Below are 13,384 nucleotides of genomic sequence, written 5' to 3'. Positions count from 1 at the left end.
TTTCTGAACGGTACTTTGACCGCCGGCATTGTGGATGTGGAGATCGCGCAGATCAACCTTTTTGTGCTGCGCCCCGTCCTTCGCCCCACGCTTGCTTCCGACGGTCCCTGCGTCTTTGTATTCAAGCGCCATGCCTCTTCTCCTTCCTGGTTATGATGTTGACCGCATCTTTCCGGGGCTTTGCCCGACCCCTGCGCAGCGGGATAAAGGCAACGGCGCACCGCTCCCAAGGAGGAGCCGCCCGCTGCGCCACCAGCCTCACAAAGGCGGCCGCGATCGTGCCCACCAGAACTGCGACAAGGATCATCAGACCTATCGCCACCAACTCGGCGGCCATTTTCTGGTTATGGAGGGCGGCTCGCAGATCAGCGCATCCCTGAACCCCGTACGTATTGAGGTCGCAGACCACAAAGCTGTCCCCGCCAGCGGCACGCGCAATCTCCGAGAGTCCTGCCTCGTTCACCAGATTGGTCAGGGTCAGCTGCTGCGTGAGGTGAATCTCGAAAGTGTCTGAAGGCGGCGTGCCCGCTTTGGCATGGCCCATCTGTGTCACGATCTTCCTCCTATCGGCTGCGTTCGATGTTGCGTTCGGGCACATCGAGCTGGGGCGTTGCCCGAAGGCTCGCCGGATCGATCCGTGAGGCATTTGCTTGCCTGTCCTCGGGCGCCCTCAAATGATCGGGAATTGTGGGCCGGAATTCGCCAGCCTCGCGGCCGCTGCGCTTGGCCTCGACCTGCTTTTCGCCGAGGGTTTCGAGTGCGCTGGTCTTGTCGCCCGGGTTGCGGCCGATCTGTGCGAGAAGCCGATCGCGGTCGTTGGTGACGACTATGATGTCGTCGCGCACCCGGGTCATCATGACGAGCGCCAGACGCTGGTTCGACAAGTGCCTGGCCGATGAGTGCATCTCACCGATCGCCATGTCGCGCGTGTCGCCCTGCGCCTGATGCATGTTGATCGCATAGGCCAGGCCCATGCGCTCGAGCATGCGGTCATTCTGCTTGAGTTCTACGATCTCGCCTGCCTTGTTCTCGAGCGTGACGATCCCATCCCTGATCCCGAGGATCCTCGCCTCCTCGGACTTCATCAGCCCCCTGGCATCATCCTTTTCGGTCCAGCGGATCTTGTCGCCCTCGTAGATTGTCTCCTTGTGCTTTTCGGAGAGCCTCAAGGCATCGCGCTTGTCCGAAGGGTCGATCGCCGCCGGATCGAATTTGATCAGCTTGCCGCTTTCATCGCGCAGCATGACCCGGCCCTTCACGTCTATGCTTTCGACATCGTACCGCCCCCGAACAAGCCCTCCGGGGGCGTTCTGGCGCGTCACTTCGAGCAGCTGGCCCTTGCTGTAGGTCGAGGCGTAGCGCAGCTCCTCGCGCGTCGCATGGGCCGGGAGGAGCGTGGTCAGCCTCAGCCCTTCCCCCTGGATCGCCCCTTCTGCCTTTAGGCCCTGCTGGACCATCCGGTTGAGTTCGCCGCGCGCTGCACGACCCGATGAGTAGATCGCGGTACGCTCGCGGTCTTCTGGCGATAGCTCCAGCCATTTCTGCGCGGTGACCTTGAGGTGGTCTGCGCCAGCTTCGACCACACGCTCGCCAAGCGAGGCAAAGCTTTCCTTGAACATTCCGGCGCGCGCGAGGCCAGCGGCTTCCTTCATATGTTCGGTGCGCTGCCGAAGGCTGGTATCGATGCGGGCTATGGCGGGGTTATCGGACTGGATCAGCGAAAAGCTTTTGCCCGCCTCGATCGGCTGCAGCTGGGCCCGGTCTCCGATCATGACCAGCTTTTCAACCCCAAGCCGGTTGGCGATCGTGAGCAGGTCATTCATCGGCTTGTTCGCAACGAGCGAAGCCTCGTCCAAGACCAGCACTTTGCCGCGCAAGGTCTCTCGTGATGCCTCGAACTTCGGACCTGAGCCCTCAAGCGTGGGCCGCAGATGCTCATTCACGAAGGATGAGACGGTTCTTGCTGTGATACCCTGCCTGACAACCTCACCGTCCGGCCCCCGGATCGCTGTATCGCTGCGAAGATCGCTCACCATCTTGTTGGCAAAGGCGAGCCCGATCACCTCCCTTCCCTCCTGATGAGCTACGCTTGCGATGGCCGAAATGATTGTCGTCTTGCCTGCGCCCGCGACACCCTGGATCACGATCGTGCGGTCCTTGCTGGCCAGCGCCAGAGTTCCCGCGGCAATCTGCTCGGCATTGAGCTCGTGGGTGCCCGCTACTTGCCGCAAGCGCCCGGGTGCCTCGGCAGCTTCAATGATGGCCTGGCCTGCGCCCTTTCCGGCGGCGACATTGGCAAGGGTTGCCCGCTCGATTGCGACATGCTCGGGCGTGGTGAATCTCTCAGGCCTGCCATCGAGCCTGTCGCTCTTGCCCTCGAGCACCCTCCCGTCGGCCACCAACACGCCAATCCTCGCTTCAACCCCATCAGCGGTCACACCCTTCACCCCAAGGTCGAGCGCGGTCTTGACCAGCTCGCCCCGGGTCCAGGAGGTTTCACGTTCGCCGATGATCCTGATCGCAGAAGCGGTTGCCATCTCAGTGCGCAGCTGCGTGGGCGTCAGAGTGATCCGTTGCAGGCCATTGGTTGTCAGTGTGTCTGCTGGCCGAGTGTAGAGCTTGGCGCTGTCGCGGAGCGCACTAAGAGTCTCCTGGACACGCTGCGGCGACCCCAAAGGGCTTTCACGCCCCTCGGAGCCGCGTTCCCGCGCCTGTTCGACCAGCGCCTTGGCATCGAACCCCAGCCCGGCAGCGCGCCTCGCCCATTCCTGCCGAAGCGCCTGCTTATCATCCGGATTGAGCTTGGGATCGCGGGTGCGCTTGGTGATTTCACGCAAGGCTTCTGTGTCGTTAGCGCTCTTCCCGAGTTTCTCGGCCGTTGCCAGAATGGTCAGGCGACGCTGGCTGAAGGCTTCGATCACATCGCGCGCCACGCCCTTGATCTCGAACTGGCCGTGCTTGCCCGTGATCTGGGTTTCGTAGCCGAGCTTCTCGAGGTTCGTCCGCAGCGCGGCGTTGTAGATGGAGCCAAGGACTGTGTTGTTCTTCCAGATCTCTCCGTTCCACAGCGCCTTCCAGTTGCCATCCTTGTCTTGGGTCATCGCGGCAATGACAGCATGGGTATGGTTCTGCGGGTCCAGCGCCCGGCTCGTGTCGTGCTGGAACAGGGCATAGAGGAGCTTGCCTGTGACCACGCCCTCGCCGTTGGCATTGCGCGAACGATCGCGGGCCTGCGCATAGTGCTTCTCGAGATAGGCCATGGTCGCCTTGACGGCGGCCTGCTGTGCATCGAGAATCCGTTTGTCGCCGCCCAACTGCGCCAGCAGGCTGGCTGACTTCGGCATCGAGAATGTGAGGTCTATGCCCGAGCGGCGGTTTGCATTGCCATTTACGACCGTGTCATCGGGCAACTTGCCATCGAGGACTTTTTCGAAGTCTTCCTTGGCAACTGGGCCTGCAAGCCCGAGCGCTTTCGCGCCCTCGCCACCCCATTCGCTAAGCTCGGCAGGACCATCGCCGACATAGTAGTCGTCCTTGGCAAAGTAGTTTGCGGCGCCGCCTGCAGATGCGACCGATGCGACCGACAGCATCTCAGGCCACCCTTGCCTGCTCATGCTGGAACATCGGCCGCGAAGCATCGCCCAGCAGAAGCCAGGCGGCATCGATGCGGAACTGTTCGCAGATGGCAGCGATCAGGCTGGAGGGCGGATCCCTGTGCCCACCTTCATAGTTCTTGATGGTCTTGTCCGCGATCCCGAGCTGCAATGCCATCACGTGCTGGGAGATACCCAGAGCCGCTCGGACGGTCTTTATCCGCCGCCCGATCGTACCGGCACAATGCGGGCACATTGACGGGGACACATGGCCAGTTTGCGCGGCCGCGCTCATCGCCCAAGCTCCTGATCATCGTCGATGGAAGGGTCCTGACGGCTCTGCTTTTCGTTGCCGATGCCGCGCATGTTCTCTTTGGAAAGCTCGCTCTCCTGCGCGTCTGCCCTGCTGTTCTGCGCTCGCCCCTTCGGCCCTTCGATCTTCGCTTGCGCGCCGCGCTCTTCGCTGTCGCGCATGGCAAGGTTTTGCCGGTCGCGCTGGTCCTTCTTGCCAGGGCGGTTATAGCCATACAGCTCCCCTTGCGCTGGCTTTCGCTCGAAGTCTGCCCGCTCCTCTTCATCCTCAATCTTGCGTGTTACCTCCTCCTCGGTCAGCTCGCGCTCAGGGTTCAATGGCCCCTCGATCGCCTCCCTCAGCTGCTGCGCCGCCCGCTCAGCCTCACTCAGCGCGACCTCTTCGCGATCCTTCCGCTCCTTAGGCGCGATGTCAGGTTGTGCGCCTTCCCTATCCCCACCCCCCAATTCCGCGATATCCCCGGACGGTGGGATGTATTCGGCGGCGCGCATGTCGGTGACACGCTCGAAACCCTTGGCGCGGGGTTCGTAATCCTTCCACGTCAGCCTGATCCTGGCAGCGGGGAAACCGTCGGGGAATTTCACGAACCCGTGCATGCTGGGCAGGTCGCTGATGTCGACCGGCATGACGAGTTCTTCGACGTTGGTACGAGGCGTGATCGTCGAGGCGTCGCGGTTGTCATTATAGCCGTAGGAATAGGCTTCATCCATGATCCGGACCTGACGGTTGCCAATGAACTCGGAGCATCGCCGCGACGTCTCGGGATCGGCCGTCTTGAGGATCAGTTTGGTGCCCGCCAGCGAGGCCAGATTGGTAGCTCCGTTCTCGCCATAGGTTTCTTCAAGCTTGTCGAAGGAATGCATGCCAAGCACGAAGGCTCCGCCAAACGCGCGGGCGGTCTGAAGACCATGATCGATCGCCGGGAGACGATGCAGCGCATGGACTTCGTCGATGAGAAACCAGGTGCGCAGATCTCGGGTCCGTCCCATGTGGAACAGCGCATTGACGGCCAGGTCCATCCACAGCGTCAAAAGCGGGCGATTGAGGACCAGGTCCGGGTGCGTGGAAGTGATGAAAAGGATCGACCCTTCCTTGACCTCGGTGGTCATCCAGTTCTTGATTGAGTAGCAGGTTTCGCCAGGAGGAGGTTCGGGAAGGAAGCGGAAAAAATTCGCATTGGCGATGAAGGTGGTCCGGATCGACTCTGCCATTTTGGCAGCGGCGGGTGACATCATCGGACCTGCGATCGTGCCTTCAAGTTGAGCATGGATCGTCTTCAGATCCGACTGCATCAGGAAGTAGGAAAGCGCGCCATTTGAGCGCACGCCCATCTTGATCATTTTGACGCACATCTCGACGAACAGGGTGCGTGCCGACTTCTGCCAGAAGTCATCTTCCGCGCTATGGCCGCTGGGAACCAGCGCTGTCGCAGCGCTCATGAATTCGGCGTAATTGTCGCAGTCGTTGAAGATCGACCATGGCACGCAGCGGCGATCCATCGGGTTGAGGATGATGTCCGTTTCGGCATCATAGAAGCTTTCGACGAAGGTGCCGGTCAGATCGAAAATGACGCAGCGATGCCCGCGTTCACGCGCCTGCGTGACGATCTTCTTCAGCTCGGTCGTCTTGCCAGCACCGGTAGTACCGATGAACATCGCATGGCTTTGCTCAAGACGCCAAGGAACCGGCACACCTGCCAGGCGGTAAGGCGCATGCAGACCCGCCCGAACACGGTCCTTCAAGGGCTCTGCGAGGATCTTGTCGGGGTCCACTGGTGGCGTGCGCTTGCGGCACTCGCTGATATGCGCTTTCCAGTTATGGCTGGTGATGGCTTGGGCCAGTTCGCTGTGTGTCACAAGCACGGCCCCCCGCTCATGGCGCTCGGTCAGAATGTCGGTGCCGCGCCGTTTCGAAAAGTCGACGAACCAGACGGTCAATGGGACGCAGATAAAGGCTGCACCAAGACCCGCAGAAATGCTGACCTGCACAGCCTTGGCCCACGCCCTTTCCACTGCAGGATGATAGGGCACCATGGACATGGTGCCTTGCACCATCTGACCCGATGGAAGCGTCAGGTTTACAGGCTTGTTCGGATTGAGCTGAACCCAGCCCCAAGCCTCGGCGTAGAGCTTCATAAGCACGAGCTGCACCTCGTGGTTCTTGAAGGTCAAACTGACGAGGGCACACAGCAGAAGAATGGCGGTTCCGACCCAGACGTAGAGGGGCATTCTGATGCCCGCCCAGGTCATCAGGATTTCATGGTGGAACAGCTGCGATCCGCGCGTGAAATTGCCTGCGTTCCGCTTCACTTTTCCGCGCGCGGAAGCGTGGGTGAGAGTGGCAGCTTTTTTGCTGAACCTGATGTCTTCAGCCATGATGCTCTCGCACGTTGGAGAGCGCCTGAGCGATCAGGTGTTCGGCATCAGCCGGATATTGCTCCTGGACGATGAGCGAGAGCGCAAGCTGGGTATGCTCGAGGATTGTAACAGCCCGCTCGGCATTGAGCGATAGTCCCGCCTTCAGGAGCGGAATACCGACTTCAAGGGCAATGCGGATGGCTTCTGACCGCGATACACCGCGGCTTGCCGCAAGTTGATCGACGACGTCGATCATCCTTGGGCTGAGCGTTACACCGACGCTCTGAAACTGTTTCTTTTCCACTACCACACCTTTTCAGGCGTGGTTCGTCTATCGCAGGACCGAGTATATAACGCTGCAGCCCCCTTGCCAAGAGCTTAGAAGATGCAGCCCGGTGCAGCGCTAAGCCCCTGTATTTTTATATTTATGATGGAGCACTGGACGGTATGCAGCGGACTGCACCGTGCGAATTTCGAGCAAAATCTTACCTAACTGATTGTGAAATATGCAGAACTTCGCTGCATCAGCCTACCGCGCAGCGGTGTACGGTGTGCATAAAATTAGGGACTTAGGCCCTGTGCTAGGTTCAGTGCCATAGGGGGATCACTGGCCCAGCTGGTCTTCCGGGGGGAATGTGCCGGCGAGCCGGACTCGCGAACTGACCACAGACGTTTGGCCTGCCTCTGTGGACCGCTGTGTCACGTCATTGGCACCACGTTCGATCAAGGTGGGCGTCCAATTTGGGCATGCTTCGAGATGAAGTATCGCGAGAGCAGCAAGCAAAAAAATGCCTCGAACAGACCCTGCGATTGGTGCATCTTCGCATGGTCTTTCAAGGCTTGGAGGAATGCGCAATGGTGTCGAAACTTGAACGCGAACGATCTGCCCTGGCAGCAGCGGAAAAGGAGCTGGAGGAGCGCCGGCAGAAGCTTGCAGAGCTTGAGCGTGAGGAAGCAGAACGAGAGCTGAATCGGCTCATCAAAAAGGTCGGTCAGGATACGGCGATTGCCCTTCTGGAGCTAGCCGTCAAAGTGAAGCCAAAGGTAGCGATTTCTGCTCTCGAAAAGCTCGGCGGGTGAGGCCTGATTTTTGCCGAGTTGGGCGGCGGTGACCACCGCCCTGTCTCGTCAGAATTCATCGGCCATTTTGCCTGTAGCGGTGTAGACGATCTGATCGATCAGGTGCATCGGCAGCTCGCCATAGTCTCCCTCCTCAATGAGGATGTACCCGTCCCGGGTCTCGACGACATGGACGTCGAAGAATGTGTGGTAGGAGCGCCGCTCAGCTTCGAGCGTTTTTTCATCAAGGGCGATGATGTTGGGATTGATCTGGCGAAGCACTGAAATGTCGTCTTCGTAGCTTTCTGTTGTGTAGCACATGACCTTGCCTCCTGGCGCTCGGCGGCTCGTCCGCCATGCCATGAAACAGCGCCCCGTCAGTGTGCTGGTCACCGGAGCGAAGCGGAGGCTTGACCGCTAATTTTTCGATGGTGCGGAAGCCGGCGCAGCACGGCTTCTCGGTCGGGAAATTAGTGGTTGACCAGTATGCTGGCGGGGTGCTCATGGCGATGGTGGTGGACGTGCCTGCGGCGGGAGGCATGCGTTACCAGCGACTTCGCGAAAGCTATGTGCCGGAATGTGGTTGTTCGGCAGTGCCGTGACCCAGGGGGCATGAAAAAAGGGCACCGCGGCAACGTGCCGGGCACCCTTTTCCACCTCGATCCTGCAGGAGGCAATTTGCAGATCGAGCGTTAAACATGGCGACGAGTTCAGTCGGTTCGTGGCTGCTCGTGAACTGCTGTCCGGATAGTCATGAGGTCCATTCGAGCAGCGGATGTTGCTCTCCACAATCGGTGGCGGCGATGAACGCGAGGCTTTCGAAGAGCGGAGTGATTCCTGCCTTGGCGAAAGCCGCATAAGTCCGGTGATCCTCGAGCGCTGTCCCAAGCTTTTGCAGGGACAGTTGGCCAGATTCTTGGCGGTGGTAGCCAAGCGAGGTGAGCACCTTTGCAGCAAGGTCGCTGCTCATTGTGATGTCGCCTACCAGTGCAATGTGCTCACTCACCCGCATCGTGATCGGTGCGTCGTATTGGTGGTGCTCGATCCGCAGCATTCGTCCAAGAAACTGTGCTTCCTCGACGATCGCGATCATTTCCGGGCGATGGTCGAAACAGGATGCGAACTCGGCGATCGCAAGCGCGTTGGCATTGATCTCGAAGTTCAGGGGCGCGGCCAGGAATTCGCCTGGGTCTGCATCGATCGTGCTGTTGGCGGTGTGCAGTCTGCGCATCAGTGCTGCGAGCTCTGGCGGGCATATCTGAGCCGGTTTCGAATTGAGCCTTGTCTCGATATCCTTGACGCGGAATGTGACGAGCATCTTTGCCTCCTGTCGCTGCTCGTCTCCTCCATCCCCCTCTTCTTTCTCACTACCTGAGCTGGTGGCAGAATGCCGCCAGGTGGTTCTGGTTCACCCCAAGGATGGCTGGTCGACCCATTGTCCGGGTGTGGCAGTTAGTGCGGCAGCGATGCCCGCAAGATGCAAAGCATCGAGCATGGGCAAGGCGCGCCGAGCCAAGGCACAAGCGCGCCTGATAAACTCAGGGGATCGCGATGCTCGCGTCAGCGGGCGAAGGGGGTTCGATGCCCCCAGAGCCCGCCCCTTGCGCAAAAGAAGAGCGGAAGGCCCCGGGATAAGCCGGAGCCTTCCGAAGAGCGCTCACGCAAAGTTGCGCGACCGAACCTGCGCCTGATCACTGATCCGGCGGATGTGCAGCGGCACGCCTGCCTGACGGAGGCGCTGTGCAAGGTTGGACTGGATGCCCGACCCTTCACCGATGATCGCTTCAACAGGGTTCAGCTTAACGATGCTCTCGTTGCGCAGGAACGGAGCCCGGTTGCCGTGGCGCTGATCGGGGACGAACAGGATCGTGTTGACCCCGTTCTGCTGCGCCCATGCACCGGCCATGGCGTCGACGCCCTTGCGCATGCCGGTCGTGCCCAGGACCATGTTCGGGATCCGCGACTTGATGTCGTCGAGGATAGCCCAGATCATCGCAAAATCGTGCCAATCCTTCTGGCCACCTGACACGATCACCAGCGGGCCATCGGGCTGGAATTGTGCCCTGCGATCCTTGGCGCGTGCGGCGAGGAAATCGCGTGCCTGCACCTGGCTTGCGGTAACCCCGTTCTTGCTGACTTGCGATCCCCGTGCGGCCGTGAAGGGGCGACCGGTTTCGACCCGGTAGACGTCCGCTGCATGATCGCGCATCGCCTCGAGCGCTTCGCGGCATCCTTGCAGTGTCTGGCAGAGCTGTTGTGTTTCCTCGAGCTCGACAGCGTAGATTTCCGAAGGATCGAAGTGGCGTGCCATTTCGCCCAACTTCTTTGCAGCATCGTCCTCGCGACCTTCAGCCAGGCGTGCGGTCATGTGGAAGGAGTTGACCATGCCCCAGGCGAGTTGCTGCGCAAATTCCTCCATGCGCGTGTCCTTGAGGACATCGAAGATCGTTCCGATTGCCATCTCCACGGCGCGGCGCGCCATGTCGGGATCCGGCATCTCTGCGGCGATTGGAGCCTCGATGATGTTGAGCTTTGCCAGATCGCTGTGTTCAAGAAACGCTCCGTCATAGGATTCCGTGATCCCTTCACGAGCATCGGCGAGATTGATCCGTGCCTGAGCCAGATCTGCGAACGAATTGAAAAAAGTCATAAAAGCCTCCGATTTTTGAAATCGTCCCCACATTGGGAACAGCCAAAAACCCATCGGGCCGGACGAACCGTGTCAGGGACGGCGAGCTCGTCTCGCCGCCGCCATGGCGGGCGTGGGGGAACCGATTTTCTGCCAAGCGTGGCGCGAGCGCAGCGAGACAGCCGCGATTGCTGAAAATTGGGGGGACCGCGATCCTTGACCAAGGGGCGGCCGCCGATAGGTTTCGGCAGGTGTTCCTGTGTGTGTGGAAGAGACGTTCCCGCCCTCGAGCAGGTGAGACGAAGGCAGGGCCGGTCAGGCGCTTCAGCGCCACACCGGGCCGCCCCTTCGGCCCTGCGCAGGGGTTACAGCGGGAACACCACCAATCTTGAGAGGCCCTTTGGCGGGGTTGGTCGGCAGGCGACGGACTGCCAGGGACGATGCCGCAAGGCCGGCAGCGCCGCCGCGCGGGCGGCGAAGTCAAGCGCAGCGACAGCCTGAGCCGATACTTGGCCGGACGGAGGATGCCGAATGACCCGCCTGCGCGCCGCTGCGCGCATTACGGTCGGAAAGCTCCGACCGCGAACGCCTTCCTGACAAGGAAGGGCGCGTTCGCGGGTAAGGGGCGCTGCCCTGCCCGGACGGGCGGCACTTAGCGAACGAGCCCATTGTCGGAGCCCGCATTGACGCTATGTTCGGGCCATGGCCGTCTGGCAGTTCGTCATCAACCTCATCCCTGCCTCTGCGGCGCGTATCGCAGGGGTCAACGCTGCACGCATGAGCCGCGGGCAGCTCGAGGAAGTTGTTCTGGCACTGCCCATCGCAAAGGCGGATGCGCTGTTCGCAAAACTCGACATGCTGCTGCCCGAGAAGCCGCGATCGTACACCGGTCTCCGGGTGTGGGGTGACGAACCTGCGGACGACATTCAGGTGAGCTTCGATGACGAATTCATCGAAGAAATCCAGGTCCGCTTCGACGCGGCAGATCTCTCTTTGCCTTTGGTCGGCGGGGTCTGCGACGTCGCGCGGCAACTCGACTGCGTCTTTGCAACGCCGGAGGGTGCGATCATTCAGCCAAGCAGGGAAGCTGTCGTCAGGACGGTTCTGCAATCAGACGCAGCGCATTTCGTGAGAGAGCCACAGGGCTTCATCGAAAAGGCGGTCCGTCTGGATCAGGAGGACCGATAGGGTCCATACCAGTGGCGGGCCACATTAAGTGACGAGCAGGAGCCGTACTTGAAGCAGACCGGCAGCTTCGTGCAGTTTGCCGCGGAAACGACAATAGCCGAGATGGCTGCGGCGGCGGTGTCTATGCACAGTTCGCACAGCAGATTCTGGCAATCTTGATCTCACCTGATGCCTCCTTGGCCAACACCTCGGAAAGAGGGACGGCTTGTTGCGGAAAGACTTGATGAATGCCTCGATGGCACGGCTTGCACACAGCATGTCGATGAGCTTCATCCGTGTATCGCTTATCGCCACGCTCAAAATCATGATGAGTGTCCGCACATCCGTCGCTAAGCGTTATGCTGCAGCGTGCGCAAACGGAATTCTCTTCGCGCGTTTTCTTGCGCCGTTTGCGCTCCGACCCACTGACGTTGGCCATATCTCATCTCCTTTCAAAGGTCTGATAAACGAAGAAGTTTGAAACGTGAAATCGCGCGCGGCAACTCGGCCGCGAGCGGCGGAACCGAGAGCCGGCGGGCCATCAGAAACGCAATGCCCCGGCGCAGCCCGAGCCGCTTGAGAGCGCCGCTCATCAGGCGGCAGCGCGCAAGCGTGGCCAGCGGCCAAATGCGTCAGCGATCGTCACCTGAAGGACCGAGACCTTTCAGGGGCTCGGTGAAGCCTTGGGTGCGCGAAGCCTTCGTGAAGACGGGGCCGCAGCGCACGGGGCGGAATAGAGCGCGATCCCGGCCAGAGGTCGGGAGACGCCACCCACTGTTTATCCTGCGAGGGGGCAACCAAGTTTGAAGCAAGGCCGCTTGCATGACGGTAGCCTCATGCAAGGCGCGCGTACGGAAGATGATACATCAACCACTCCGCTTGCCAGAGCACCATTTCCTAGCCAGAGGTCCGTCGCGCCGCTGCAGCTTCCTCATTTGAGGGGCGCCTTTCGCCAGCATCTATGCGCGCTTTGGCAGCTTCCCAGATGGCTGGTATTTCATCGAAAGCCGCTTCGCCTGCTTCCCAGTAGTATTGGAAGAATGCCTGGATCAGCGGCAGCCGGACCGAGTAGAGGTCATCGGTTGCAAAGCCAATGTCGAAGCGGATGATGGGCGCGAACGGGTAGCTTCGGTTGGTGGGTTCGATCTCGGGGTTAGTGGCGAAGGCGAGCGATTTTTCGATCACCTTTTCTCTCAAGATTTCATAGATCGGCTCAATGCCCTGGTCCCATTCGACGTCTTCGATGGCCTTGGTTAGGCGATCGAGCGTTTCGCTCCGCGAGGCCCATGCCTCATCGGGAAGGGTTCGGATGGCGGCTATGATCGCCTTTTGTTGTGCGTCGAGCACGGTTCGGGAGAAGTCGCGCCATTCGTCCCAGATGGCTTCGTCGTCGTGGACGTGGTTCTGAGCTGAACTGAAATACTCGGTCAGCGCTTGTCGGACGATTTCGGATCGATCGTGCCGCTGGTACTGGGCTGCGTTATCCAGATGCTCCTCGAGCTGTTCGTCGAGATTTACCCTAAAGAGTGCCATGATGTCATACTCCTCAGCTGCAATGTGCGGGATTATTGCGCTTTTTTGCTTCGGCGCAAAGTGTCTTGTTATTCGGTTTGCGGGTCTTTCTGATCAGGCCGATTGCGCAACCCCGCAGCACGCTTGACAACTAATGTTCTTATGATGTTCTGCCGTGGCTATGGGCAGCAAGCGTCTCGATACGGTGGCCGATCTGGTTCGCCATGGCCTCAACGCACAGGTTGAATGTCTCGCATGCCGCCGCGTTGTGATCGTTCCGGCGGCCAAACTGCGAGACCGATGCTTTGCCAAATCCATCCCGATGAAGCTGGAGATCGTCGCGCGGCACTTGCGCTGCAGCTGCGGTCACCGGGGAACCAAGCTGGACGCCACCGGTGTCCAGCTGTCGCCCCCCTGAAAGGGCTCGGGCGACGCCTGCGCGCCGCCCCTCCCGGTCAGAGAAACTCGACGTTCTCGGCGATGATCTCGCAGCCATAGCGGTCATTGCCTTCGGCGTCCTGCCAGCGCGAGTAGTGGATGCGGCCCGTCACGGCGAGTTGGTCACCCTTGGCCTTGTGCTGGCGCAGCGGGAGCCCGAGGCCATTGAAGACGGTGACCTTGTGGAATTCTGCATCCTTGACCGGGTAGCCGGTTCCCGGATCCTTCTGGACCTTGCCGTCGCGGATGACCGGACGCTCGGTCACGAGGATCAGTTCGGTGATGCGGGTGTCGCTGCGGTCGCGGGCAACGGGAT

At 60.4% G+C, this 13,384-nt stretch carries 15 protein-coding genes; 4 read left to right on the top strand and 11 right to left on the bottom strand.

The window, feature by feature from the left end:
* Positions 1-121 precede the first annotated feature (121 nt).
* Genes ABWP84_RS16140 through ABWP84_RS16120 form a run of 5 tightly spaced genes read right to left on the bottom strand, consistent with a single transcriptional unit; the run spans position 122 to position 6,567 of the window.
* A complete protein-coding gene (locus ABWP84_RS16140; RefSeq protein ID WP_152998738.1) occupies positions 122-553 on the bottom strand; it encodes a hypothetical protein in 432 nt (143 codons plus the stop codon).
* Between the two features lie 10 nt (positions 554-563).
* The gene (gene mobF, locus ABWP84_RS16135) at positions 564-3,590 is read right to left on the bottom strand and encodes a MobF family relaxase (RefSeq protein WP_058803394.1); all 3,027 of its coding nucleotides are present in this window, start codon (positions 3,588-3,590) and stop codon (positions 564-566) included.
* Between the two features lies 1 nt (position 3,591).
* Entirely contained in the window at positions 3,592-3,888 is a 297-nt protein-coding gene (locus ABWP84_RS16130; RefSeq protein ID WP_082660521.1) for a helix-turn-helix domain-containing protein, read from the bottom strand.
* Positions 3,885-6,281 carry a type IV secretion system DNA-binding domain-containing protein gene (locus tag ABWP84_RS16125; protein WP_353213061.1) on the bottom strand — a complete coding sequence of 799 codons (2,397 nt, stop codon included), beginning with the start codon at positions 6,279-6,281 and terminating at the stop codon, positions 3,885-3,887. The genes ABWP84_RS16130 and ABWP84_RS16125 overlap by 4 nt, the downstream gene beginning before the upstream one ends.
* Entirely contained in the window at positions 6,274-6,567 is a 294-nt protein-coding gene (locus ABWP84_RS16120; protein ID WP_058818294.1) for a ribbon-helix-helix domain-containing protein, read from the bottom strand. The genes ABWP84_RS16125 and ABWP84_RS16120 overlap by 8 nt, the downstream gene beginning before the upstream one ends.
* A gap of 443 nt (positions 6,568-7,010) precedes the next feature.
* On the opposite strand from ABWP84_RS16120, the gene ABWP84_RS16115 reads away from it, so the two are divergent.
* The gene (locus ABWP84_RS16115; RefSeq protein WP_062345368.1) at positions 7,011-7,343 is read left to right on the top strand and encodes a hypothetical protein; all 333 of its coding nucleotides are present in this window, start codon (positions 7,011-7,013) and stop codon (positions 7,341-7,343) included.
* Between the two features lie 48 nt (positions 7,344-7,391).
* Here ABWP84_RS16115 and ABWP84_RS16110 read toward each other — a convergent pair whose 3' ends face one another.
* Entirely contained in the window at positions 7,392-7,715 is a 324-nt protein-coding gene (locus tag ABWP84_RS16110; RefSeq protein WP_321164273.1) for a hypothetical protein, read from the bottom strand.
* 17 nt (positions 7,716-7,732) lie between these two features.
* Between ABWP84_RS16110 and ABWP84_RS16105 the strand changes: the two genes are divergently transcribed.
* A complete protein-coding gene (locus ABWP84_RS16105) occupies positions 7,733-7,924 on the top strand; it encodes a hypothetical protein (protein ID WP_146215413.1) in 192 nt (63 codons plus the stop codon).
* Between the two features lie 149 nt (positions 7,925-8,073).
* Here the strand turns inward: ABWP84_RS16105 and ABWP84_RS16100 are convergent, their stop codons facing one another.
* Together ABWP84_RS16100 and ABWP84_RS16095 are read right to left on the bottom strand one after the other, a co-directional pair.
* Positions 8,074-8,640, bottom strand: a complete 567-nt coding sequence (locus ABWP84_RS16100; RefSeq protein ID WP_058818295.1) for a hypothetical protein — start codon at positions 8,638-8,640, stop codon at positions 8,074-8,076.
* A 339-nt stretch (positions 8,641-8,979) separates the two neighbouring features.
* Positions 8,980-9,972: a DUF2493 domain-containing protein gene (locus ABWP84_RS16095; RefSeq protein ID WP_058803389.1), complete on the bottom strand. Its 993-nt coding sequence runs from the start codon at positions 9,970-9,972 to the stop codon at positions 8,980-8,982.
* 681 nt (positions 9,973-10,653) lie between these two features.
* Between ABWP84_RS16095 and ABWP84_RS16090 the strand changes: the two genes are divergently transcribed.
* Entirely contained in the window at positions 10,654-11,139 is a 486-nt protein-coding gene (locus ABWP84_RS16090) for a hypothetical protein (protein WP_353213060.1), read from the top strand.
* Between the two features lie 431 nt (positions 11,140-11,570).
* Here ABWP84_RS16090 and ABWP84_RS16085 read toward each other — a convergent pair whose 3' ends face one another.
* Positions 11,571-11,711 carry a hypothetical protein gene (locus tag ABWP84_RS16085; protein ID WP_156416645.1) on the bottom strand — a complete coding sequence of 47 codons (141 nt, stop codon included), beginning with the start codon at positions 11,709-11,711 and terminating at the stop codon, positions 11,571-11,573.
* A 304-nt stretch (positions 11,712-12,015) separates the two neighbouring features.
* Positions 12,016-12,651: a hypothetical protein gene (locus ABWP84_RS16080; protein WP_058456878.1), complete on the bottom strand. Its 636-nt coding sequence runs from the start codon at positions 12,649-12,651 to the stop codon at positions 12,016-12,018.
* A 160-nt stretch (positions 12,652-12,811) separates the two neighbouring features.
* On the opposite strand from ABWP84_RS16080, the gene ABWP84_RS16075 reads away from it, so the two are divergent.
* Positions 12,812-13,048, top strand: coding sequence for a hypothetical protein (locus tag ABWP84_RS16075; protein WP_058456877.1), 237 nt, complete (start codon positions 12,812-12,814; stop codon positions 13,046-13,048).
* 37 nt (positions 13,049-13,085) lie between these two features.
* On the opposite strand, the gene ABWP84_RS16070 is transcribed toward ABWP84_RS16075, so the two are convergent.
* The coding region (locus ABWP84_RS16070; protein ID WP_353213059.1) for a single-stranded DNA-binding protein at positions 13,086-13,384 on the bottom strand (299 nt) is incomplete at its 5' end.

Origin of the sequence: Rhodovarius sp. (assembly GCF_040399605.1) — a bacterium.
Taxonomy (GTDB): Bacteria; Pseudomonadota; Alphaproteobacteria; order Acetobacterales; family Acetobacteraceae; genus Rhodovarius; species Rhodovarius crocodyli_A.
This window is presented reverse-complemented; position numbering and strand designations above follow the sequence as displayed.